24 protein-coding genes and 2 tRNA genes are annotated in these 22966 nt (G+C 45.2%); all 26 read left to right on the plus strand.

The features are described from left to right. Window positions 1–24: 24 nt before the first annotated feature. The 26 genes from PHV77_05240 to argS all read left to right on the plus strand — a co-directional run bounded on the left by PHV77_05240 (window position 25) and on the right by argS (window position 22731). Window positions 25–264, plus strand: a complete 240-nt coding sequence (locus tag PHV77_05240) for a hypothetical protein (GenBank protein ID MDD5504700.1) — start codon at window positions 25–27, stop codon at window positions 262–264. A 138-nt stretch (window positions 265–402) separates the two neighbouring features. Further along, window positions 403–478, plus strand: a tRNA-Ala gene (locus tag PHV77_05245). A 175-nt stretch (window positions 479–653) separates the two neighbouring features. Beyond that, the gene (locus tag PHV77_05250) at window positions 654–1340 is read left to right on the plus strand and encodes a hypothetical protein (protein MDD5504701.1); all 687 of its coding nucleotides are present in this window, start codon (window positions 654–656) and stop codon (window positions 1338–1340) included. Between the two features lie 96 nt (window positions 1341–1436). After that, on the plus strand, window positions 1437–2591 hold the full coding sequence (gene amrS, locus PHV77_05255; protein ID MDD5504702.1) for an AmmeMemoRadiSam system radical SAM enzyme: 1155 nt from the start codon (window positions 1437–1439) through the stop codon (window positions 2589–2591). Beyond that, the gene (gene amrB, locus PHV77_05260) at window positions 2581–4101 is read left to right on the plus strand and encodes an AmmeMemoRadiSam system protein B (protein MDD5504703.1); all 1521 of its coding nucleotides are present in this window, start codon (window positions 2581–2583) and stop codon (window positions 4099–4101) included. Before amrS ends, amrB begins: the two co-directional genes overlap by 11 nt. 12 nt (window positions 4102–4113) lie before the next feature. After that, window positions 4114–4797 carry a sulfite exporter TauE/SafE family protein gene (locus tag PHV77_05265; protein ID MDD5504704.1) on the plus strand — a complete coding sequence of 228 codons (684 nt, stop codon included), beginning with the start codon at window positions 4114–4116 and terminating at the stop codon, window positions 4795–4797. Further along, window positions 4794–5528, plus strand: a complete 735-nt coding sequence (locus PHV77_05270) for an RsmE family RNA methyltransferase (GenBank protein MDD5504705.1) — start codon at window positions 4794–4796, stop codon at window positions 5526–5528. Before PHV77_05265 ends, PHV77_05270 begins: the two co-directional genes overlap by 4 nt. A 3-nt stretch (window positions 5529–5531) precedes the next feature. After that, window positions 5532–5606: transfer RNA gene (locus PHV77_05275), tRNA-Arg, on the plus strand. Between the two features lie 47 nt (window positions 5607–5653). Continuing rightward, window positions 5654–6865 (plus strand): MiaB/RimO family radical SAM methylthiotransferase, encoded by a 1212-nt coding sequence (locus tag PHV77_05280; GenBank protein MDD5504706.1) that lies wholly within the window; start codon window positions 5654–5656, stop codon window positions 6863–6865. Window positions 6866–7052: 187 nt separating this feature from the next. Continuing rightward, window positions 7053–8753 carry an ATPase, T2SS/T4P/T4SS family gene (locus tag PHV77_05285; GenBank protein ID MDD5504707.1) on the plus strand — a complete coding sequence of 567 codons (1701 nt, stop codon included), beginning with the start codon at window positions 7053–7055 and terminating at the stop codon, window positions 8751–8753. A 2-nt stretch (window positions 8754–8755) separates the two neighbouring features. After that, window positions 8756–9973, plus strand: a complete 1218-nt coding sequence (locus PHV77_05290) for a type II secretion system F family protein (protein MDD5504708.1) — start codon at window positions 8756–8758, stop codon at window positions 9971–9973. Window positions 9974–10024: 51 nt separating this feature from the next. Beyond that, the gene (locus PHV77_05295; GenBank protein MDD5504709.1) at window positions 10025–11029 is read left to right on the plus strand and encodes a LacI family DNA-binding transcriptional regulator; all 1005 of its coding nucleotides are present in this window, start codon (window positions 10025–10027) and stop codon (window positions 11027–11029) included. Between the two features lie 18 nt (window positions 11030–11047). Then, window positions 11048–11476 carry a type II secretion system major pseudopilin GspG gene (gene gspG / locus PHV77_05300; GenBank protein ID MDD5504710.1) on the plus strand — a complete coding sequence of 143 codons (429 nt, stop codon included), beginning with the start codon at window positions 11048–11050 and terminating at the stop codon, window positions 11474–11476. After that, complete coding sequence (locus tag PHV77_05305) at window positions 11436–11942, plus strand: hypothetical protein (protein ID MDD5504711.1); 507 nt, start codon at window positions 11436–11438, stop codon at window positions 11940–11942. Before gspG ends, PHV77_05305 begins: the two co-directional genes overlap by 41 nt. After that, complete coding sequence (locus tag PHV77_05310) at window positions 11926–12345, plus strand: hypothetical protein (protein MDD5504712.1); 420 nt, start codon at window positions 11926–11928, stop codon at window positions 12343–12345. The genes PHV77_05305 and PHV77_05310 overlap by 17 nt, the downstream gene beginning before the upstream one ends. Before the next feature lie 89 nt (window positions 12346–12434). Further along, window positions 12435–13133, plus strand: coding sequence for a prepilin-type N-terminal cleavage/methylation domain-containing protein (locus PHV77_05315; GenBank protein MDD5504713.1), 699 nt, complete (start codon window positions 12435–12437; stop codon window positions 13131–13133). Continuing rightward, window positions 13134–14243 (plus strand): type II secretion system protein GspK, encoded by a 1110-nt coding sequence (locus PHV77_05320; protein ID MDD5504714.1) that lies wholly within the window; start codon window positions 13134–13136, stop codon window positions 14241–14243. Between the two features lie 13 nt (window positions 14244–14256). Next, window positions 14257–15723: a PilN domain-containing protein gene (locus PHV77_05325; GenBank protein MDD5504715.1), complete on the plus strand. Its 1467-nt coding sequence runs from the start codon at window positions 14257–14259 to the stop codon at window positions 15721–15723. Between the two features lie 32 nt (window positions 15724–15755). Further along, window positions 15756–16289 carry a type 4a pilus biogenesis protein PilO gene (gene pilO / locus PHV77_05330; GenBank protein ID MDD5504716.1) on the plus strand — a complete coding sequence of 178 codons (534 nt, stop codon included), beginning with the start codon at window positions 15756–15758 and terminating at the stop codon, window positions 16287–16289. A gap of 237 nt (window positions 16290–16526) precedes the next feature. Further along, window positions 16527–16769, plus strand: coding sequence for a MerR family transcriptional regulator (locus tag PHV77_05335; GenBank protein ID MDD5504717.1), 243 nt, complete (start codon window positions 16527–16529; stop codon window positions 16767–16769). After that, a complete protein-coding gene (locus PHV77_05340; GenBank protein MDD5504718.1) occupies window positions 16766–17584 on the plus strand; it encodes an AAA family ATPase in 819 nt (272 codons plus the stop codon). The genes PHV77_05335 and PHV77_05340 overlap by 4 nt, the downstream gene beginning before the upstream one ends. A gap of 1 nt (window position 17585) precedes the next feature. Then, a complete protein-coding gene (locus PHV77_05345; protein ID MDD5504719.1) occupies window positions 17586–18359 on the plus strand; it encodes a hypothetical protein in 774 nt (257 codons plus the stop codon). 17 nt (window positions 18360–18376) lie between these two features. After that, entirely contained in the window at window positions 18377–20257 is a 1881-nt protein-coding gene (locus PHV77_05350; GenBank protein MDD5504720.1) for a secretin N-terminal domain-containing protein, read from the plus strand. Window positions 20258–20404: 147 nt separating this feature from the next. After that, a complete protein-coding gene (locus PHV77_05355; protein MDD5504721.1) occupies window positions 20405–20548 on the plus strand; it encodes a DUF5679 domain-containing protein in 144 nt (47 codons plus the stop codon). 39 nt (window positions 20549–20587) lie between these two features. Further along, on the plus strand, window positions 20588–21007 hold the full coding sequence (gene rsfS, locus PHV77_05360) for a ribosome silencing factor (GenBank protein ID MDD5504722.1): 420 nt from the start codon (window positions 20588–20590) through the stop codon (window positions 21005–21007). 44 nt (window positions 21008–21051) lie between these two features. Continuing rightward, window positions 21052–22731 (plus strand): arginine--tRNA ligase, encoded by a 1680-nt coding sequence (gene argS, locus PHV77_05365; protein MDD5504723.1) that lies wholly within the window; start codon window positions 21052–21054, stop codon window positions 22729–22731. The last annotated feature ends 235 nt before the right edge of the window (window positions 22732–22966 follow it).

Genomic DNA, 22966 nt, shown 5'->3' on the forward strand with positions numbered 1-22966 from the left:
CGGAAAAAAACAAAACTCTGACTTATGATTGAACTTGACATTTCCATCGCGGTTGCGTTATATTTGTTGGTAACAGTAGTGCTTGTGCTGTTGATTTGGTTTTTTTCCGATAAAAATACAAGGCCTAAACAGTATGCCTCTGAAAAAAGGCATATCTGGCAATGTGAGGTTTGTTTTTTTTCATATGTGGACAGCAGGCATGATATAATATCTATGTGCCCGCGGTGTGGTAGTTTCAACAAACGAAAAGCGCAAGATGCCTGATACCGTGGATTGCTGCGCGTGTGTAATATTTGGAATATATTTATATTATGAGGCCGTATTTCTAAAGGCGCAAGGTCTTGATAAAGAAAACGCTATTATGTGATTGCGGGTTCCAATCGGTTTTTATCACTGTCTTTAGGGGATGTAGCTCAGTTGGGAGAGCGCCTCGTTCGCAACGAGGAGGCCGTGGGTTCAACTCCCATCATCTCCACCAATCTTTATTATCTTTATTACAGTATATTCTGTATATAAAAATCATTTTATTCCCTTCCCGTGTATTGATTCTCAATTATAATTAAGGCATATTTATTGTGAAGAAGGAGGTGTAGTGGTTTTTTTTAGATAACTTATTACATAAATTGAAAAAGCTTTTAATAAAAGAGGCATTTATGCGGTTATCTGGTCATTGTGCCCGTATTATTATATTGGTAATGTTTGTGTTTGAGTCAGGCATCTGCCGTTGTAATATTAATGCCGCTATTGTCAATAACTATTGTTTCACTTTTGAACAGGAGTCCAATTACTATAAACATGACAGCCGGATACGAGGTATTATAGATATGGTTTTTCCTGATTCGCCGTGTGAGGAAAAGTATTCATGGAGGATGCTATTGCTTGGAACGGTCGCGGTAGAATCCAATTTTTTAGATAGATATGCCGGTAAGTCCCAAAACGGAAACGGGCCTTACCAGATTATTGCTGATACTGTTTACGGCGTTATTCACAGATATATTACATATCCTGTCAAAGACAACCCTCGCATGGCAGTTCGTAACGGCCTTATCCCCCTGTTTGAAAGGGCGACAGGCGGAAGAGTGAAATGGGATATATTATTTCAAATGAGCAAAGCAGGCCTGATTGAATTATGCGTAAATGATCATGATTTTGCCGCGTTGATATCTTTACTGGTGTATAAGGACGCCTTTGAACGCGATCGCGTCGCAGTGATTCCGCGGGATATAGCCGCGCTTGCCTGTCTGTGGAAGAAATATTACAATACCGATTCCGGTATGGGAAGATGCCGGTACTTTATTGATCGTTTTTTGCCTATATACTGCTATTTAACTCCAGGATGACGGGCTCTTTTGCCTGTTTCTTATGTTTTTACGCAGTATTCCTTTGTACAATTTTTGTTTTACTTGAATAAGTGAAGTAGTATAATATATGGCGTAATGAAGCCCATTAGATTGTTTTTATTACTCAATACGGTTTTGATCCTGGCCCAGGCTGCGCCCTGTGGCGCTGGCATCTTTTCTGAACAAGCCCGGGATACGGACAGGCGCCAGGAAGCGCTTTATTATAATAAGCTTGATAATGGCAGCATCCTATGCGCTTTATGCCCGCGCGGGTGCGTGATAAACGAAGGCAAGAGAGGTTTTTGCCGTGTCAGGCAGAATACCGGCGGTACTCTTTACAGCTTAGTCTATGCCAGGCCATGCGCTGTCCACGTTGATCCGATTGAAAAAAAACCGTTATTTCATGTCTTGCCCGGAGCGAAGTCTTTTTCTATAGCGACCGCGGGATGCAACCTGTCATGCGGGTTTTGCCAGAATTGGCACATATCCCAGGTAAGCCCTGAAGATATAAGGTCTGATTATATTGAACCAGCGGAGATAGTACGTTTAGCTATTTCTTCCAATGCGCCGGTCATTGCTTACACGTATACTGAACCCACGGTTTTTTATGAATATATGCTAAACACGGCAATGATTGCCAAAGAGGCTGGTATTTTGAACGTCATGCATTCATCGGGCTTTATAAATGAAGCCCCGTTGAGGAGGTTATGCAAATACCTTGACGCGGCGAATATTGATCTTAAGGGTAGTGAAAAGTTTTATCTTGACCTTTGCCAGGGCAGGCGCGAAGATGTCCTGCGAAGCTTGAAGATACTTAGGGAGGAAGGGGTATGGGTTGAGATAACCTATCTGTTGATACCGACTTTAAATGACAGCGATGAATATATAAAACAGACATGCCGGTGGATAAAGGAAAATCTCGGAGTTGATACGCCTTTGCATATATCCAGGTTCTGGCCTATGCATAAAATAAGAAATCTGCCTCCCACGCCAATGGAGTCGCTTTATAAAGCTTATGATATAGCCCGTGCCGCGGGCCTGCGTTATGTGTATATCGGAAATGTTTTGGGTGTAAGCGAACAATCCACGTTTTGTCCGTTTTGCCGCGGTTTATTGATACAAAGGTCCGGTTACGATATCGCAGGTAACAATATAGTTGACGGGAAATGCAAATTTTGCAAGAATGTCATTGCCGGTCTATGGCAGTCCGGGCCCAAAGGCGGAAAGAAGGGTGAAGCCAGTGCGCTTTAAAAGGTTGGTTTTTTTAAACGTTATTTTTTTGTCTCTCATACTGTTGCCAAACGCCGTCTCTTATGCGCAGAGCGTTCAGGCATCGTCTCTTGACGGCACATTTTATCCCAAAGATAAGGACGAGCTTGAGAGCATGTTAGAGAGGTTTTTTAGCTCTGCCTTTGTACCGGAGATAAAATCGGAAATCATAGCCGTTATCGTCCCGCACGCCGGATATGTATATTCCGGCGAGGTCGCCTCTTGCGCGTTTAAGGCGCTGATTGACAAAGGATATAATACGGTTGTCGTGCTGGGCATAAGCCACAGACATTATTTTAAAGGTGTTTCTGTTCTTGATAAAGACGCCTATATTACGCCGCTTGGCAGTTGTCAAATAGACAGAGATTTTTCGCAAAAGCTTATCGGATTTGATGAAGGCATATATTTTCTTGAAAAACCATTTAATGGAGAAAATTCCATAGAGACCCAGATACCTTTTATACAATACGCCCTGCCCAAAGCCAGGATAGCGGCTGTTCTTATCGGCGACAGCTCTTACCAGACATGCCTGCTTTTACAAAAAGCTCTCTGCGAAGCGATAGGCAGAAGAAAGGACGTGGTAATTGTTATAAGCACGGACATGTCGCATTTTTTACCGGATAAAAAGGCGCGCGCAATAGACAGCCTGGTGATATCCAGGCTTGAGGCGTTTGACCCGCAAACGCTTTATTCATTTCTTTTTAATATGAACGATACTAACAGGCCGTGCGGTTCATCGGCTATAGTCTCCGGCATGTTAACGGCATCGGAATTAGGCGCGGGCGTGGTGAATATACTCCGATACGCTAATTCGGGGCAGGTATCAGGCGATTATGACTCGGTTGTAGGTTATGTGTCGGCCGTTATATTAAGGGCAAAAGAGCAATCAAACGGCAAAATGCAGGATAACGAAGAGGGGTATGCCATGGAAGGATTTTTGAACTTGTCACAGAAGAAGCGTTTACTCCAGATTGCCAGAAGCTCAATAAAGGATTATATAGAGGGTGCTGGCAGTAAAAAATTGCCCGAAGATGAAGACAAAGTGCTTAACAGCCAGATGGGGGCCTTTGTCAGCCTGCATAAGGCAGGCAGGCTTAGGGGTTGCATAGGTAATATTGAAGGCAGGGGCCGATTATGCCAGACCGTGGCTGATATGGCTGTCCAGTCTGCCGTAGGGGACCCGAGATTTAATCCGGTTACGGCGGATGAATTGGATGATATTGATATAGAGATATCAGTTCTTTCCCCGCTTAAAAGGATTAATGACCCTGATGAGATTATCATGGGAAAGCATGGCGTCCTGGTCAGGGATGGCTTCAGGACAGGCGTATATCTGCCTCAAGTTGCCGTTGAGACAGGATGGAGCAGAGAGCAGTTTATGCGTTCACTATGTTCCCAGAAGGCGGGCATTCATCCGGACGCGTGGAAGACGGGCGCCTGCCAGATTTATGTTTTTACGGCCGAGGTTTTTGGAGAGAAGGAAAACAATTAAGGATTTATCCTAATGTCTCTTGTGACTATGTGCTCAAGTTTTTTCCTGACAGGATTGGCAATGGGTTCAGGGCCGTGCCTTTTAACGTGCGGGCCTGTCTTGCTAAGTTATATCACGGGCACGAAAAGTTCCGGCGCGCGGGCTCTGGCATGCTGGTTTGTATTTTCAATGGGCAGGCTGGTATCGGTTGTATTTCTATCTTTTTTGGCCGGCTGCGCGGGCTCTCTCTTATTTAAGTATTTTTATTGGAAAATGACAGGTTATATTCTGTGGACAGTTACAGGCGTATTTATATGTTTTTTGGGTTTTATGGTATTTAGCGGAAGATATGATAAGGCCTCAACGCACGGCGCAAAGGCCTGCTGTCCGGCCGGGCGGCAGACAAAGGATTTGGCCTTATTAGGGGTATTAACAGGCATGATGCCTTGCATGCCTCTTGCCGGCGTATTGTCTTACATATCAATGGTGTCCACCCGGTTTACGCATGGTATCTTTCTGGGGCTTTCTTTCGGCATAGGTGTTTTGATTTCTCCTTTGATATTAATGTCAATATTGGCAGGGTTTATTCCGAGGCTTGGCTGTTTTAATCCAGGGTCCGCCGGCATAATACTGCACAGGCTATGCGGTACCATTATCATGGTTATGGGTTTTCACATATTAATAAAGATTTTTAGGGAGCTTGCGTTAACAATATGAGAAGGTTCTTTATTGACGAACGGCGTATAAACGGCAATGAGGTTATCCTGTCCGGGCAGGAGGCCCGCCATATAACTAATGTTATCAGGTTAAGGCCCGGCGATAGATTTACAGGTATTGACGGCAAAGGCAGGCTCTACACGCTTCGCGTGGAGACAACAGGCAGGGATGTTTGCGCGTGTATAGAAAAGATTTCCTCGCAACCTGCCGTAAGCGCGGATATTGTCCTGGCGTGCGCTATTCCGAAAAAATTCGGGATGGATGATATAGTTGAAAAAGCGACGCAGTTGGGCGTAAGCGGCATTATCCCAATGATCACGGAAAGGACTATTGTTAGGCCCGCCGCAAAGGCGATACCCCTAAAACGCGAACGATGGAAGAGGATAGCGGTTGAGGCGTGCAAACAATCGCAAAGAGCGACATTGCCTGAAATATATGATATAATGGATTTACCCCGGGCCCTGGATAAGGTAGAGTCTTTGGGGTGTGTTAACAGGATAATGCCTTTTGTCGCGGAAGGCCTTGCCCATATCAGCGATATTCCCATGCGTAATAAGAAATCCGCGGCGGTTTTTATAGGCCCTGAAGGCGACTTTACCGGTGAAGAGATAGATCTTGCGATAAAGCTTGGTTTTAATCCTGTTTCGCTTGGCAGTCTGGTGTTGAAAGTTGATACGGCCTGCTATTATTCTTTATCGGTTATTTCATCAAGGCTTTTGAACGTGAAATAATATGTCCCCGTAGCCTAATGGATAGGGCACCGGCCTCCGGAGCCGGCCGTGGCAGTTCAAATCTGCCCGGGGACACCATTGCCATAGCCTCGCACTATCAATCCTTTACCAGAGAGAGGTCCTCGTTGAAATTCTATCTAAAGACCCTTGGCTGTAAGGTCAATCAATATGAGAGCCAGGTTATCAGAGAAAGATTACTGCGCCAAGGTTATGAAGAAACTTTGGATATGTCCGCGGCGCAGTTATGCTTTGTCAATACGTGCACTGTTACCGCCAAGGCGGATAGAGAGTGCAGAGAGGTATTGCGCAGGATAAGTAAGGCCAATTCCAAAGCGAGGATTATCGCCGCGGGCTGTTATGCCGTATCAGGATATGATGCCATCAAGGCCATTGATGGCAGGATAGAGGTTTTGGATAATGCCGGGAAAATGGAATTATTTTACTTAAACGGTGAGCCCGACGGTATAAGCATGTTCCATGACCGCACCAGGGCATTTATTAAGGTCCAGGACGGTTGCGATAATTTTTGTTCATATTGCAGGATACCTTATGTAAGAGGCCGATCCCGCAGCAGAAATGCCGAGAGCATATTAGAAGAGGCGGCAGGGCTTGTCGGTAAAGGTTATAGAGAGATTGTGCTGACAGGCATATGCCTGGGAGATTTTAGCAGGCAAGGCGGCAGCTGCGGGCTTGCCTGCCTGATAAGGCGCATATCCGGCATAGACGGGGATTTCAGGGTAAGGCTTAGTTCAATAGAATTGGCCGATATAAATGACGATATATTAAACGAGATTAGCCTGTCAAAAAAAATTTGCCATCACCTGCATATACCATTGCAAAGCGGGGACGATGAGATATTAAAAAAAATGAACCGCAGGTATACTGCCGGCCAATTCATATCCAGGGTCGCGTCTATCCGCAGCAGGATACCGGATATCGGAATTACAACGGATATTATCGTAGGCTTTCCGGGTGAGAAGGAGGCAAATTTCAAAAATAGCATCATAACGATGCAGGCTATCAAGCCGTCAAGGACGCATGTGTTCACGTTTAGCCCGAGGCAGGGCACAAAGGCCTTTGACATGGGACAGGATATCAGCGGCCGGGAAAAAAAAGAAAGAGCCTGTGTATTGAAAAAAGCGGCGGAGCATTTTAGCCGTGAATTTAATGCCGGCCTTTGCCGGAAAGAACAAAGGATACTGGTTGAGGGCCGCAGAGACCGCGCGACAGGCATGTTATGCGGTTATACGGATAATTATGCCAGGGTTTTAATAGACGGTAATGATGACCTTATGGGCCATTTGGTATGGCGCAGGTGCGAGGATTGGAGCTATTAGTAACCGGCGCATATTTTTTCATAAGGATATTTACGCGTGTATCGGGCTGTTATTTGCCGGCCCTTTTGTTCTAAAACCGGCCGGATTGTATCGCGCTATACCATAAGGCATAAAACAACACTATCTCAAATATGGTTGCATACAGATTATCTTTATGTTATATTAAATTATATACATAGGATTTATTATGAAAAAGAAAGATGTGAAATTAGGCCAGATGCTTTTAAACGACGGGATCATTACTAGTGAACAGCTGGATGCGGCCCTCATAGAGCATAAAAAAACAGGCCAGCTTATAGGCGATGTGATTGTCGCTTTAGGTTTTGCTACCGACGAACAGGTGCTTTTGGCTCTTTCCCATCAGATAGGCGTATTGTATATAAGGCTTAAGGAATTTGATATCAGCCCGGGAATTATTGAAAAGGTCTCTGCCAAATTCGCCTGCTATTATAAGATAATGCCTGTAGACATGTCCGGCCGCAGGCTGCGCATAGCAGTGACAAACCCGCTTGACCTTGCCGTTCTTGACGAGATACGATTGGTCCTTAAGTGCGACTTAGACCCCGTGCTCGCGGGGGAAAAAGATATCCTTGACGCGATCAAAAAATATTATGGCGTGGGCGCTGATACAATAGATAAAATAATAGGCAAGGCTTACACGCAGGATGACGTTCCGACCCAGGCGGAGCAATCCGGCAATATTGATGATATCGCCGACGACGCTTCAATTATAAAATTCGTAAACCAGCTCTTGCAGCAGGCTGTTTCCGAGAGGGCCACCGATATCCATATAGAGCCTTTTGAAGGCGAGCTTAGGATACGTTACCGCGTTGACGGTATCCTTTCCAGCGCGAATATACCGCCTAATATTAAATACCTGTACCAGGCCATAGTCTCGCGCATCAAGATAATGTCGGCCTTGAATATCGCTGAAAGGCGCCTGCCGCAGGACGGCAGAATAAAGATTAACGTTGCCAATACAGATCTTGACCTAAGGGTTTCCGTGATACCGACATCATACGGGGAGAGTGTTCATATAAGGATACTAAGCGCTAATGTTCTTCTCGGCCTTGAAAGCCTCGGCCTGCTTAAAGACGATCTTGATGTGGTTGATAAAATGATAAAAAAACCTCACGGTATATTGTTTGTAACAGGGCCTACCGGCAGCGGCAAGACAACGACTCTATACGCGTGCCTGAACAGGGTAAATGACGAGGGCAAAAACATAATTACAATTGAAGATCCTATTGAATATCAGTTGAGAGGCATTACGCAGATACAGGTTAATACCAAGGTGGGCCTTACCTTCGCCGCGGGGCTAAGGTCCATGTTAAGGCATGATCCGGACATCATGATGGTTGGAGAGGTAAGAGACCTTGAAACCGCAGAGATAGCTATAAGGGTGGCCCTTACCGGACATCTCGTCTTTTCAACACTGCATACCAATGATTCCACGGGGGCGGTCACAAGGCTTCTTGACATGGGTATTGAACCTTACCTTGTTTCAAGTTCCATTGAGGCTGTTATCGCGCAGAGGCTTGTCAGGGTGATATGCGATAAATGCAGGAGAGAGATTTTACCTGATGAAGGGCTGATAAAGGAATTAAATCTTGATACGCCCGGCAGTATAAAATTCTATGAAGGCAAGGGATGCCCTTTTTGTAAGTTTACCGGATTCATGGGCAGGACGGCCATATATGAAATACTTGTCCTGGATGATGAAATAAGAGAACTTATTGTCAGAAGGGTGCCGTCTAACGAGATCAAGGCGCTGGCATTGAAAAAAGGCATGAGGACACTATTTAATGACGGCATGATTAAAGTAGGCCGCGGCATTACTACCATTAAAGAGGTCTTGCGTGTCACTGAAATTGAAGCGGAAGAGTAGGCATGCCGAAATTTGTTTATGAGGCAAAGTCCAGTCCCGTTGAAGTCAGGAAGGGTTTTATTGAAGCCGAGAATGCCTCGCAGGCCGCTTTAAAACTGGCGAAAATGGGGCTTTTTGTATTATCAATAGAGGAAGAAACAGCCGACTTTGTTAAAAGGTCCAAGATCGGGTTTTTTTCTTTCAGCCCTTCACCCGCGCGTTCTTTAAGCTATTTTACAAGGCAGCTTTCAAGCCTGCTGGATTCAGGCCTTACTATAATCAAGGCCTTGAGCGTGCTTGAAGAGCAAACTGAAAATATTAGTTTGCGCCATATTATAAGCGGGATCAGGGCCGACATAAAGAACGGTTCCACGTTTTCATCGGCCCTGTTGAAATACCCTAAGGTTTTTTCAGACCTGTATATTAATATGGTTTCTTCAGGCGAGGCAAGCGGTAATCTTGAGCATGTCCTTGAACGTTTAAGCGGATTTTTGGAAAAAGACGAAGAGAATATATCCAAGATTAAATCGGCCATGGCATATCCTGCCTTAATGGCTGTGGTTGGTTGCGCGACCATATTTGTTTTACTGACATTTGTCGCCCCAAGGCTTACCGGGATTTTTAATGATCTTGGACAGGCCCTGCCGCTTCCGACAAAGATGCTTATATGGGTTAGTTCGTTTTTCGCGACGTTTTGGCCCGTGATTATTTTTGGCTTTATTTTTGGCGCTTTTACCTTTAATAGATGGTCCAGGACGCCGGAAGGCAAGGCTGTAATGGATGGATTAAAGGTAAAAACCCCCGCTATACGCGTATTTGTTCAAAAAGTGGAGATATCAAGATTTTCCAGGACATTAGCAACGCTGATAGGTAACGGTGTGCCGGTGATCAGGGCATTGTCAATAGCCTCCGGGACCATAGATAATATTCCAATGAGGCAGGATATAGAGCAGGCCAGGAGGGATGTTGAGGAAGGCCAGACCCTATCGGCCGCGATAAGAAAAAGCAGATACTTTCCTGCGGCAGTTACCAATATGATTGCAATAGGTGAAGAGGGCGGCACGCTTGAAAAGTCTCTGTCCAAGATAGCGGATTCTTATGATTCCGAGACCGACCGGGCCGTCAAGATGATCATGTCTTTGCTTGAGCCGGGACTTATCCTCTTTATGGGGATTATTGTCGGCTTTATCGTTATTTCAATGCTATTGCCCATATTCCAGTTGAATCTTATGATAAGATAGGTTGGTATTACCGGTATAGTGTTAACTGAATGAAAATCGGAGGATAGACAGGTGAGAATAAGCCAAATAGCAAAACAGGCCAACGTATCATCTATGATTGTTTCAAGGGTGATGCACGGTTCGCCGAACGTCAAGCCGCAGGATAGAAAAAGGGTCCAGGATGCTGTCAAAAGTCTGAAGCTCAACGCCTTTGTGGGGTCCGGTATAAGAAAGAAGTCGGGCAAGGTTTTTGGGCTGATAGTCCCAAGGTTTGAGGATATATTCCATTCATTTTATGCCACCGAGATTATAAAAGGCGTTGTCCTTGCCGCCAGCAGGCTTAAAATTGACGTTATGATTCATATAAGCGACAGCAAGAATCACGAGGATTGGCTTACAAGCAACGCCTTGAGCCCGGATTATATAGACGGTATATTGTTCGCCGACATAAACAGCGATAAAAGCCAGCTTCGGAAGGTGCTTGCCAGAAAAACGCCGTGTATGGTATTAAATAATTCGTTTGAAAAAGAGGACATTAATTCCATTGCTATTGATAATGAGCATGCCGCGATAGCGGCCACGGAATATCTTTTCCGGTTAGGGCATAGAAACATTGCCACTATCGCGGGCGAGCTCTCAACAGAGTCGGGCAGGATGAGGCTTGAAGGGTTTAAATCATTTATGAAATTACATAATTTAAGATTGAGCCCAAGGTATATTACCGTCGGACATTATTTACGCTCGCCTGCCAGAAAGGCGGCCGAAGCCCTGATAGCTCTTACCGAGCGGCCTACCGCCATATTCTGCGCCAGCGACGTAATGGCTATGGAGGCGATAGATGTTATCAAGCGCAAAGGCCTAAGGGTGCCTGAAGATATATCCATAGTTGGTTTTGATGATAATCCCCTGTGCGCTTATTCGCCTGTGCCCCTTACTACGGTTTGGCAGCCTATTGTTGAAATGGGCAGGTTAGGCGTGGAACTTCTTTACCAGATTGTGACAGGTGTAAAAAAACAGCCTGTCAAGACGCTGTTAAAGACTAAACTTATAGAGCGCGCTTCATGCGCCAAGATATAAATACCCGGGGAGAGGCATATGAAGAATAAGGCGTTTACACTTATAGAATTGATGCTCGTGGTTATAATCATAAGCGTTCTTGTGGCTATGGTAGTCCCCAGGCTTGTGGGCAGGTCTCAACAGGCAAGGGCCGCGGCAGCGCAGGCGCAGATAGAGGCGCATTTGGCCACCGCCCTGGACCTCTATGAGCTTGATAACGGCATGTACCCTGTTACCGAGCAGGGTATAGACGCGTTGATATATAAACCGTCTTCCGCGCCTGTGCCGCCCAATTGGAAAGGGCCATATATAAAAAAGACGCCTCTTGACCCGTGGGGCAACCCCTATATTTATGTGTGTCCGGGTATACATAATACAGGCGATTATGACCTGTCTTCGCACGGGCCAGACGGTATTGAAAGCGCTGATGACATCATTAATTGGCAATCCCCAAAAGAGTCAGCCTGATCCGGCCCCTGCCATAAGAGCTTTTACCCTTATTGAGCTGGCGCTTGTTACCGTGATCATGCTTATTATGATCTCATTATCAACGCCTATCTTTAGCAGGACATATGACGACTTAAGTATTTTTTCGTGCGCGAGAGCGGTATCTCAAATGATTTATCTGGCCCGCCAGCGGTCTATTTTTGAAAGAAAATATTACAGAATCGTTTTTGACATTGGCAGTAATACCTGCCAGATAATGGCAGGACTGCCAGACGGCAGTTATGAGGATTTGCCTGAGAGGTGGGGCAGGATATTTCGCGCGCCTTCCGGTTTGGATATCCATGCTGATAGAGAATATGTAGATTTTTCACCCGGCGGCTTCTGCGACCCCGCGGTTATAAATATCGTCAACAAAAAGAATAAATGTCTTTCGGTAAAACTGGATCATATTACCGGTACGGTGGATATCCATGAGAAGAAAGAATAGGGCTTTTTTGCTGATAGAAACTCTGATTGCCGTCGCGCTTGTATCGTCTTCTGTTATACTCATAAATCACGCCTTTTCCTCTTCATTGAAGGCTGTATCGCTGGCAAACAGCTATTATGAAGCAGCCATGTTTTTAGACGAGAGAATATTTGACATGGATTTAAAACTCTACACGCAGGACTCTCTGGATATCGAGCAGGAAGAAGTGTTTTTACAGACGGCATTTATATTCCGCAGCCAGGTTATGGCGCTTGAAAAAGATGATTTAGATTATGGCCATAGCGCGCAGGATACTGCTATAAAAAGGTTATGCTGTGAATTGGACTGGTCAAAGGACGGCGACAGAAGAATTGGGCTTGTTTCTTATGTCCCCGCCGAAGGCGGCGAGGGATTCTCTTACTGATACTGTCGTGTTTGCCGCAATAGTACCCGGCGGCCTGTCCTTGAATTTATACCGCGCAATGCAAAATCAGTGAAGGCGGGCATTGTTTTATGAAAAAGGCCTTAAAAGGTTTTACGCTTATTGAACTATTAATATCGGTTTCCATTTTTTCGTTGATTGCGGTTGTCATGTACGCTTGTTTTGGTTCAGGCATAACTGCTTATAAACGCATATTGCAAGAGGCCGCTTTTGGGCAGAAATTGAGATTTGCCCTGTCTGTGATAGATAAGGATTTCAGAAATGCCTGTTTTTCAAAAAGTATTGATTTCAGAGGAGATGAAAAGAGGCTGTCGTTGGCAAGCCTGGCTGATGACGGCGGCGGAACCAACTTTGGTGTGGCCAGGATCAGCTATGGTGTTGAAGGTTCAGGCAATGAGTTCTCGCTTGTAAGAAGAATAGAGCCTTTACGGCAGGCCGCCTCCGCTGTCCTGGCTGAAAAAATTTCCGGCAAAGAAGCCTTAGGCGGCAGGCAGGATGGCTACGAAGTACTCTTGGACAGTATTCTGGATATAAAATTCTCGTATCTTTATTTGAATGAGGGGCAAGCTTCCGCCGATAGCGCGGGAAATCCTAATGATGGACGTTCGTCGTACGAATGGGTTGCATTGTGGCAGGAGGATGCCCTGCCTATTGCCGTAAGCATGGAGATTGTTTATCTAAATCCCAATAGTCTTAAAACGCACAAGATTATTAAGCGTGTAAAGGTGCCTGTGGCAGGGCCTTTGCATTCAGGCATAGTGGAGGTTTAATTGTCCCAGCCAAACGATAAAGGCGTAATACTCATAACATCCCTGTGGATAGTGGCCATACTTTCCCTGTTTGCCGTTACTGTAGGCAGACAGGCTTCAATCTCATTGAAATTGGCATCTTATGAAACAGATAAACGCAAGGCGTTTTTTACGGCGCGTGCCGGTATCATGCGCGCGCTGGCGGAAAAAAGAATGGAATATGTTTTGGGCATGTCAGCCGGCATAGATGCTTTAAGCCAGGCTTGGGCGAATAATGAATCTCTTTTTCGCGCTCATGCCTTTGGCCCCGGGTATTATACTGTTAGTTACGAATATCCAGGACTTGACGCGGATGGGAAAAAACCAGCCACCCTTTATGGCCTGATGGATGAGCAGTCAAAGATAAACATAAACACCGCTGTTGAAGATACCTTGCGCGGACTGTTCATGTCTTTTATCGTTGATGAAGAAAAGGCCTTGTCTCTGGCAGGTTCTATAATAGATTGGAGGGACGCGGACAGCATAACCGCTTCATCCGAGAAAGGCCTGCTGTATGGAGCGGAAAACGAGTATTATACCGGGCTTAATCCGCCGTATGAGTGTAAAAACGCGGCATTTGACAGCATATATGAGCTTCTGCTTGTAAGAGGCATGGACGATAAAATATTTCGTATGATAAAGCCGTATATAACCGTTTACGGAAACGGGATGGTAAACATCAATACGGCAGGCGAGAGGGTGCTGTCAGCTTTAATAGGAGAGGATTTCCCGGAGCTCGCCTCCAAAATAAACCGTTATAGGCAGGGTGAAGACGGCATAATCGGCACAAAGGACGATGCCTGGTTCGGTTTTGGCCCGGAGGTAGTGGATAGGCGGGAAGATGGATTGGTTGAAATTAAGAATTTACAAGACCCTGACTGGTATGCTAATATTTATAGCATAACAACGGATGAGTATAATCGTATAAGAGAATTATTGTCTATCGGCGCCGCGCAGATATGCGTCGCCTCTGACGTTTATCGCGTCAGTGCCGTAGCGGATGTTGACGGCGTGAAATCACGCCTTGAGGCCGTTTATATGTTTTCGGATAAAAAGAATTTTCCAACAGCTGTATTTTGGTATCAGGAGTAGCGCATTGAGACTAATGTCTTTCTTCCACGCGAATAATAACCTCTTTGTCCAGGCTGATGAGAAATATCTCAAACTTGCCCAGTTTTCCTCAACCGGCAAGGCCTGCCAGGCCATGCGGCTTATCGTAAAACCGGTATCGGGACTCTCTGAAGCGGATATGCCGCGCGCTTTTGCCGAAGCCGTTGCCTCAAGCGCCATCAATTTTAACTGCATAACAGCCGTTATCCCAAGACAGAAAGTTATAACAAGGCACATCAAACTACCCGCTGTTAACAGGGTTGAAATTGATAAGATGCTGTCGTTTGAGATTGCCAAACAGACGCCTTATTCGCAGGAGGATATAATATCCGACTACAGAATAATTGGAACAGACGAACAGGGCTATTCAAGGATATTACTGGTAATATCCTTGAAATCAGAACTGACGAGGATTGATTCCCTGTTGGGCGCGTATTCATCAAGGCTTAAACAGGTCTATTTCAGTTCAGAAGCTGATGCGGGCTGGCTTGATAAGGCGGGCCTTGGCCCCGGGGCGGAAGAGAGTACCTGCCTTGTAAATGTTGACGCGGACAGGACCGAGATAGCGGTTGTTTCGTCTTCCGGCCTTTGCTTCAGCAGGTCAATTACCCTGGGAGCTGATGACCTGCTGGGCCCTAAAACAACCGCCGTAACACCCCAGGCCAGACTGCTTGATGAAATAAAACAGTCCATGGCCTTATGCCTTAAAGAAAAGGAAGGCCAGGGCAATGGAATTACGAAAATTATTCTTACGGGTGCCGCTGTTGCCGGCGAGGTTTTTCTGGATTGCCTGAAAGCGGACATCAACATCTCCTCGTCGTATTTTAATTCATTATATGGTGTACGGTTATCTGATAATGCTTTAAGCGAATCCGGCATACCTGAAAATGCCTCGGTCTGTTCTGTATGCGGAGCGGCCTGTATGGGTTTTGGCATCAATCTGATGCCGCAATCGCGCAAACAGATAAACAGGAAGAGGTCTTTATTCAAAAAACTTGTCGCAGGGTTTTCTCTTTTGTTTTTTGCCTGCGTGGTTTTTTTTACCGTTTATTTTGTAAGGATCGACCGGATGGAAAGGACGCTGGAAGACCTTGAAGCATTGTACAGCCGGATTGACAAGACGTCCGATCTTTTAGAGATTAAGCTCAAAAGACTGCAAGGTATAAAATCATACCTGGCCCAGGGTGAATCCTCCCTTGACGTAATATATAATCTTTACTATTTGATCCCTGAAGGCATATCTTTAGCCGATTTTGACTATGAAGACGAATCAAAGATACTGCGCTTCAGCGGTAAGGCATCAAAAATGTCGGATGTTTTCGGCCTCGTTTCTTTAATGGAGTCTTCGGAGGTATTCAGTAATGTCCAGACAGGCTCGGTAATACAGAGGCAGACAAAAGATGGCGTGTCGGTTGATTTTCAGTTGAGATGCAATTTTAAGGCAGTGCCGGAACGCGAATAACCACGCGCGGGGCATTAAATAAGGATAGGTTTATGCTAAAAAAGCTTTCATCACGGGAAAAATACATATTGGCCGCGGTGATATTCGTGATACTGCTGTCATTGCTATATACTGTATTGATAGAGCCGATGATGGCGCGCAGACGTGATATGAACAACAGGATCGGAATTGTTAAGGCGAAACTTCGCAAATCCCTCGCCCTGATGAAAGATAAGTCCGGCATAGAACAGGAATACGATCATTTTACAAGCCGGCTGAAACAGGCTGTTAACGATGAACAGGTTGTTACCGTTGTCCTTGATGAGCTTGAAAAAGCTGCCCAGAGAACAGGGGTAAGCATAACAAGCATGCGGCCCAAACCTGCCAAGCAAAAGCAGTATTTCAGGCAGTTTGAAGTAGAGGTAGAAACGGAATCGGACATGGCAGGCTTAATGAAGTTTATTTTTGAGATCAAAAATTCCCCCCAGCTTATCAAGATAGACAAATTAAACCTTAATACAAAAGGCGGCCAGCAGGCTGTATTAATCAGGGCTTTTATGCTTGTTTCAAAGATATCCATTGGATAATTGGCATGAATTTGTTTTTTATTCAATGGATATTAAGTTGCTCTAATGCTCCGCTCACCAGGTATGGAGCACATTTTATAATATTTCAGTTTTTTTCCTAAAAACTGTTGACATAATTAATTAGCTATAGTAAACTACTCTACAAGTAGGGAGAAGGTGGGCTCTCTGCTTGTAAATATTGGTAATTTGTGTAATATCCAGCTCACTGCTGGATTTTTTATTTTTGAGGAAAATATTATGCCGAATATATATTTGCTTAAGGACCTTTCGCATGTAACAGGACATTCTGTAGACACCCTAAAGTTCTACCTTAAAATAGGGCTCATAAAAGAAATCGCCAGAGGCCCGGAGACGAATTTTAGATTTTTTGACGATACAACGGTAAACTCGCTTAAGGATATACGAGAACTTAGAAAAAACGGAGTGCCTTTAAGCAAGATAAAGGACAATATCCCAAGGTACAAAAAGAGGCAGGGATGAGTTATTACGAAGCGTTAAATCTCAAATCAGAACCTTTTTCAACGAGCCCTGACCCGTATTTTTTTTATCCGTCTTCTTCGCATGATTCAGCCCTTAAAAGGCTTGAGATTGCCATAAGGCTGCGCAGAGGGCTTAATGTCATCTTAGGAGATGTGGGAACAGGCAAGACCACGTTAAGCAGGATGCTTATCCAGCTGTTCAAGGATGAGCCTGATTTTATTTTTCACATGATTCTTGACCCGAGTTATAAAACGGAGTTCCAGTTTCTTTCAAGCCTTGCCAAGATGTTTGGGGTAAACCCCGCTTTTCGCTCAACGCTTGATTACAAAGACGCCCTTGAAAAATACCTGTTTCAAAAAGGTGTTGACGAAAAAAAGACCATCGTTCTTCTTATAGATGAAGGTCAGAAACTTACCCCCAGCCAGGTGGAGATTTTAAGGACATTGCTAAATTATGAGACGAACGAATTCAAGCTGTTACAGCTGGTTATATTGTCACAGATTGAGCTTTTGCCCAAGATACGCAGGATAAGAAATTTCATGGACAGGATAAATTTAAAATATATTATTAATCCTCTGGACGAGTCCGAGACACGCGCCCTCATCCACTTCAGGCTGAAACAGGCGGGTTATGATGCCTCGGGCCAGGAGTTGTTTACCGACAGCGCCATAAGGCATATATATGAATATACACAGGGTTATCCGAGAAAGATTTCAATGTTTTGCCATGACGCCCTTGAGGTATTGATCATGCGTAATAAAAAGTTTGTTGACCAGGATATAATAGAAGAAATAATGACGCGTGAGGTACGGTAGCATGGATAGAGAGATTTCGCCGGAAGAAAGGCTTTTGCGTTTGATAAAAGGCAAAAATCGGCCGCTATCAGCAGAGAGGGCCAATATCCAAACCGCGGCAGGCGAGACGGGCCAGCCGATACCGGCATCTGTCCCGGCCGCTTCTTCTGGCAGATCAGGCGCCGTTTTAAAGCCAGACGGGCAAAAGATGCCGCTTCTTAAAGCAAAAGTTTCCGGCGCTGCGGATAGTATGCCAAAGGTCAAAATGCCGGCGGGCTTTAATCCTTATTATTTGATTGCCGGTTTTTTTGTTCTTTTACTGATTGCGGGATTATATTTTTTAATAAGTGCCTCCGGCACTAAAGAAGACCAGGATGTGGCTAATCTCAAACAGCTGGTCGCGGTTATATCAAGCCAGGCCCCCGCGGAAAATGCGCAGGCAAAACCCGCCCAGAATATTACCAGTGAAGCTCAAGGCTCTGGTGCCACAGGCAGAGGCTCATTTGATGATTATCAAAAACTTATCGGCAATAAAGCCGTATTCGTGCCGGCAGCGGTTGAAAAGAAGAAAACGCAGGCACAGGAACCCGCAAAACTGAACGAACTTTTAAAGGACCTCAAACTGGTCGGCGTGATTCCCGGAGACGTGCCGCAGGCCATTATTGAAGATAAAAAGAACAACCAGACGCTTTTTCTAAGAGAAGGAGAACTGGTTAACGGTATAGAGATAAAGAGCGTATCTGCCGGCAGGGTTGTCTTAAATTACGGTGAAGAAACCATGACCCTGTCACTATGATACGAGGGGGGCGCGTTATGAAGGCGTTATTGACATTATTTTTGGCATTTATAATATGTATTAATCCGTGTAGAACTGCTTATGCGCAGAACTTCGGCCGTCCCCAGGACCAGCCGGAAGAAAAACTATCTCTTGACATCAAAGGTATGGATATACTGGACGTTTTCAGGTTATTATCCATGAAGGGCGGGATTAATATTATAGCAGGCAAAAATGTCACCGGCAAGGTCACGCTCTTTCTAAAAGGGGTTGATATATGGGATGCGTTTGAAATAATAATAGCAGCCAATGGGTTAGCGTATGAGAATCGCAATAATATCATATACGTGATGACCGAACGCGATTATGAGCTTATGTACGGAAAGAAGTACGAAGACAGGAGGATAGTCAAATCCGTAAAATTGCATAATGTTACGGCGGCAGAGGTGCTCAAATCAGTATCACAGCTTAAGACTAATATAGGCAAGGTTGTCTCTGACGATGTCTCGGAAACAATAGTCCTTATGGATATACCTGAAACTGTGGCTGAAATGGAAAACGTCATAGAGGTCCTTGACGTGCCCCTTACGACAAAGGTTTATAATCTCCAGTACGCCAAGGCCAATGATCTCAAGGATAGGCTTAGCGAGATATTAACCAAGAATACGGGTAGTATCCATATTGACGAGCGCACAAACAAAATAGCGGTGACTGACCTCAAAAACCAGATACCTGTTTTTGATAAGCTGATAGAGGCCTTTGATGAAAAGCATAAAGAGGTCATCATTGAAGCCAAGGTTTTGCAGATTACATTAAATGACGACTATAATACCGGTATAAACTGGGACGCGGTCTTTACAAAGATGCAGAGTAAACTGCACCAGGTTGCCACCCTCGGTGTAAGCTTAAGATACGGCGACCAGCAACAGGTCATACCCACTGTCGCGACCACGGCCAACGGCGGGGCCCTGCAGATAGGTAATCTCGCCACCGAGGGTTATCAGGCTGTTATACAGGCATTAAGGGAGTATGGTAAGACCAACCTTCTTTCATCACCCCGTATTGTGGCGTTAAATAACGAAGAAGCCAGCATACTTGTGGGGACGAACCAGCCGTATGCTACCCGCACCATTAGCCAGGGAAGCGGTGGTACGGGCAATATAGAAGCTGAAAACGTGACATTTATAGACCTTGGAATAAAGCTAATAGTAACGCCTACAATTAACGATGAAAATTACATTACAATGAAGATCAAGCCCGAAGTAAGCTCCAAGATAGGGGATTTCCAGATTACCAGCAGCGGTAATGTAATACCTATTGTAAAGACAACCACTACGGAAACGACCGTGATGGTCAAGAACGGCTCAACGGTCCTTATCGGCGGGCTCATGGAAGAGAATATAAGGGAAAGCCTAAGAGAGGTTCCGGGGCTTGCTAATATTCCTCTGCTTGGCAATTTGTTCAGGACAAGGACGATCGGCAGCGGCGATAGCACTAATCCCGAAAAGACGGAGCTTGTCATATTTCTTACCCCCCATATTATATCAGGGTATGAAGCCAATGATCTGCTTACTGTAAACAAGGTCGCGCAGGAAAAGGCCGTAGACAATATTAGCGCGCGCCGCGGCATGACTAATGATATGGATGCCGATGAATATTACGGCCTCATAGCTTCAATAATCAATAAGAAGGTTGAACAAGAGAAGCCTGGCGAGAGCCTGCACGGAGAGGTTTTTATATCTTTTGAAATCAATTCCAAGGGCGAGCTTGTTTCCAAACCGGTTATATCAAAAGGGGATAACCCGGGGTTATCGCAATTAGGCATAAAAAGCGTAACGGAAGCGGCCCCTTTTCCGCCTTTCCCAAAGAGGATAACCAGCGATAAGGAAACACTGCAGATAGCCATAAGTTATCAATAGCATACCGCCAGGCGGTGGTAAAAAGCGCGGGCGCTGAAAGCGCTCCCGTCACAGACGCGCCTTCTCCGGCGGTTTTTGAAAAATCCAAATGTCTTGACTAAGAAATTATGCTGTGTTACAATACCCCAAAACAAAAAAGGAGGAAGTATGGCAGAGGCCTATTGCGTTAAATGTAAATCAAAAAAAGAGATTAAGGATGCGAAAGAGGTTTCTATGAAAAACGGCCGTAAGGCCATGAAAGGCAAGTGCCCTGATTGCGGTACAGGCATGTACAGGATAATGGGTAAATAAGCCGGTTTTTTTGATACGGCATACGCGTTTGAGGTATTCATGGCCGGGGTGAAGAAGGACGGCAGGCGGAAGTCCCGTCCGGGAGGGTTTGTCTGTTTAAGAGATAAGGTTTTGGCGGCCGCTCATTATGCTTTGGAGAAAAAGGCGGATTGTGTCAGGGTCTTGGATATGAGCGGTATTGCCTGTTTTTGTGATTATTTTGTTGTGGCAGAGGCAGAGTCTTCCACAAAGGTCATAGCAATTGCCGAGCATATAATAGATAGTTTGGCTTGTTTCGGAATAAGGCCTTTGCGCAGAGAAGGTTTCAGAGACGGGCAATGGATTGTTTTGGATTATGTTGATGTTGTTGTCCATGTTTTTCAGCATCAGGCAAGGCGGTTTTATGATCTGGAAAGACTGTGGGGCGACGCGAAAATTATAGAGATAAATGATGATAAACAGGGGCATCTCGGCCGTTAAGGTAAAGAGATGCCCCTGTTTATCATAGCGGGTATTTTGATACGATGAGAGCAAAGCTTTCGGATTACATAGAATCTATTATAAAACCGATATCCGGCAAATGGGGCCTGAATGCCTTGCCTAAGGTTGTCTGCGAAAAGCCCAAGCACTACAGCCTGGGAGATCTGTCTACCAATATTGCCATGCAGATATGCAAATCAGCCGAAGGACTTGACCTATTGCATACGGCGGAAGATATAGCGGATTTGTTGAGGAAGGGGCTCAAGGATTCAGGGTTTAGTGATTTAATATCCAGGGTAGAGGTCAAGCGCCCGGGTTTTATAAATTTTTATTTTTCGCGGGACTATTTACGTTCGGTGATAAGTGAAATATCTTCCATGTCCGGTGATTTTGGCAGGCCCGAAGGCGTAAAGCCCAAAAAGATATTGATTGAATTTGTCAGCGCCAATCCTACCGGCCCGTTAAGCGTTGCGCATGGCCGGCAGGCTGCCATAGGCGATGTGCTGGCTAATATATTGGATTTTGCCGGCCACAAAGTAACCAGGGAATATTATCTCAATGATGACGGTAACCAGATAATGGTTCTTGGCAAATCCATCCACGCCAGATATTGCCAGCTTGTCGGTAAGCCATGCGCTTTTCCTGACGACGGCTATAAGGGTGGATATATATACGATATCGCCAGATTGTTTATTGATAAATACGGCCGTGACATGTTTGAACCTGGCGAAAAAAACATAAGCGTTTTCTGCGATTTCGGCATACGGCACATTATGGAGGGTATCAGGAAAGATCTTGGCGATTTCAGGGTCAGGTTTGATAATTACTATTCCCAACGGGAGTTGGGCGGTTCGGGTAAGGTAGAGGATGCGCTCCAGGAGCTTGGGCAAAAAGGTTTACTATATGAAAAAGACTCCGCTCTGTGGTTTTCATCAACCAGGTTTGGGGACGATAAGGACAGGGTCTTGCGTAAAAGTGATGGAAGTTATACTTACATAACCCCTGACATAGCGTATCATAAAGACAAATTTCAAAGAGGTTATGATTTGCTCATAGACCTTTTGGGCCCGGACCATCACGGCTATATAAGCAGGATGAAAGCCGCCTGCCAGGCTATTGGCAAAGACCCTGATGCCTTATCCATACTCATTATCCAGCTTGTTACCCTGTCAAGATCCGGGGCACCGGTACGAATGTCTACAAGAGAGGGCGAGTTTATATCATTGCGCGAGGTTATGGATGAGGCCGGTTGCGATGTGACAAGGTTCTTTTTTTTGACGCGCCGCCGAGACAGCCATCTGGATTTTGATTTTGAACTGGCAAAAAAGCAATCCATGGAGAACCCTGTTTACTATATCCAGTATGCGCACGCAAGGATATGCGGCATACTTAATAACAAGGCTAAGGCAGCAGGCTCCGCCAGAGTTGATGACAGAGGCCGTTTGCTTTCCCTGCTTGATTCGGAAGAGGAATTTGATATAATGCGCCTGTTAAGGGAATTTCCCCAAATAATAAAATCCTGCGCGGCAACCCTTGAACCGCACTTACTTATAACGTATTTAATGGAACTTGCGTCGGGTTTTCATAGTTTTTATGCCAAGCACCGCGTTGTAAGTGATGATGTTGATCTTAGTCTTGCCCGGCTTATGCTGATAGAATCCCTTAAAAAGGTATTTTCAACGGCCCTTGCCTTATTGGGCGTTTCCATCCCCGATAGAATGTAAATGAGCACATAAGTTACGCGACCGCAAGGGAGCGTAACTTATAAGTGCGCATTTATCCTGATAATGCGACCAACGGGAGCATTAGAAGGATCTAAGCACCATACAGTATACGCGACCGCAAGGGAGCGTAACTTATAAGTGCGCATTTATCCTGATAATGCGACCAACGGGAGCATTAGAAGGATCTAAGCACCATACAGTATACGCGACCGCAAGGGAGCGTAACTTATAAGTG

This window comes from Candidatus Omnitrophota bacterium, from assembly GCA_028716165.1.
GTDB lineage: Bacteria > Omnitrophota > Gorgyraeia > JABMRG01 > JABMRG01 > JAQUQI01.

Bases quoted from the DNA above. Each gene is read 5' to 3' on its own strand.
- PHV77_05350 (MDD5504720.1), top strand. From the start codon at position 18,377: ATGAAGGCGTTATTGACATTATTTTTGGCATTTATAATATGTATTAAT.
- amrS (MDD5504702.1), top strand. From the start codon at position 1,437: ATGAAGCCCATTAGATTGTTTTTATTACTCAATACGGTTTTGATCCTG.
- PHV77_05285 (MDD5504707.1), top strand. From the start codon at position 7,053: ATGAAAAAGAAAGATGTGAAATTAGGCCAGATGCTTTTAAACGACGGG.
- PHV77_05290 (MDD5504708.1), top strand. From the start codon at position 8,756: ATGCCGAAATTTGTTTATGAGGCAAAGTCCAGTCCCGTTGAAGTCAGG.
- PHV77_05315 (MDD5504713.1), top strand. From the start codon at position 12,435: ATGAAAAAGGCCTTAAAAGGTTTTACGCTTATTGAACTATTAATATCG.
- PHV77_05355 (MDD5504721.1), top strand. From the start codon at position 20,405: ATGGCAGAGGCCTATTGCGTTAAATGTAAATCAAAAAAAGAGATTAAG.
- gspG (MDD5504710.1), top strand. From the start codon at position 11,048: ATGAAGAATAAGGCGTTTACACTTATAGAATTGATGCTCGTGGTTATA.
- PHV77_05310 (MDD5504712.1), top strand. From the start codon at position 11,926: ATGAGAAGAAAGAATAGGGCTTTTTTGCTGATAGAAACTCTGATTGCC.
- PHV77_05325 (MDD5504715.1), top strand. From the start codon at position 14,257: ATGTCTTTCTTCCACGCGAATAATAACCTCTTTGTCCAGGCTGATGAG.
- PHV77_05265 (MDD5504704.1), top strand. From the start codon at position 4,114: ATGTCTCTTGTGACTATGTGCTCAAGTTTTTTCCTGACAGGATTGGCA.
- PHV77_05340 (MDD5504718.1), top strand. From the start codon at position 16,766: ATGAGTTATTACGAAGCGTTAAATCTCAAATCAGAACCTTTTTCAACG.
- PHV77_05250 (MDD5504701.1), top strand. From the start codon at position 654: ATGCGGTTATCTGGTCATTGTGCCCGTATTATTATATTGGTAATGTTT.
- PHV77_05240 (MDD5504700.1), top strand. From the start codon at position 25: ATGATTGAACTTGACATTTCCATCGCGGTTGCGTTATATTTGTTGGTA.
- PHV77_05345 (MDD5504719.1), top strand. From the start codon at position 17,586: ATGGATAGAGAGATTTCGCCGGAAGAAAGGCTTTTGCGTTTGATAAAA.
- PHV77_05305 (MDD5504711.1), top strand. From the start codon at position 11,436: ATGACATCATTAATTGGCAATCCCCAAAAGAGTCAGCCTGATCCGGCC.
- PHV77_05335 (MDD5504717.1), top strand. From the start codon at position 16,527: ATGCCGAATATATATTTGCTTAAGGACCTTTCGCATGTAACAGGACAT.
- pilO (MDD5504716.1), top strand. From the start codon at position 15,756: ATGCTAAAAAAGCTTTCATCACGGGAAAAATACATATTGGCCGCGGTG.
- PHV77_05270 (MDD5504705.1), top strand. From the start codon at position 4,794: ATGAGAAGGTTCTTTATTGACGAACGGCGTATAAACGGCAATGAGGTT.
- argS (MDD5504723.1), top strand. From the start codon at position 21,052: ATGAGAGCAAAGCTTTCGGATTACATAGAATCTATTATAAAACCGATA.
- rsfS (MDD5504722.1), top strand. From the start codon at position 20,588: ATGGCCGGGGTGAAGAAGGACGGCAGGCGGAAGTCCCGTCCGGGAGGG.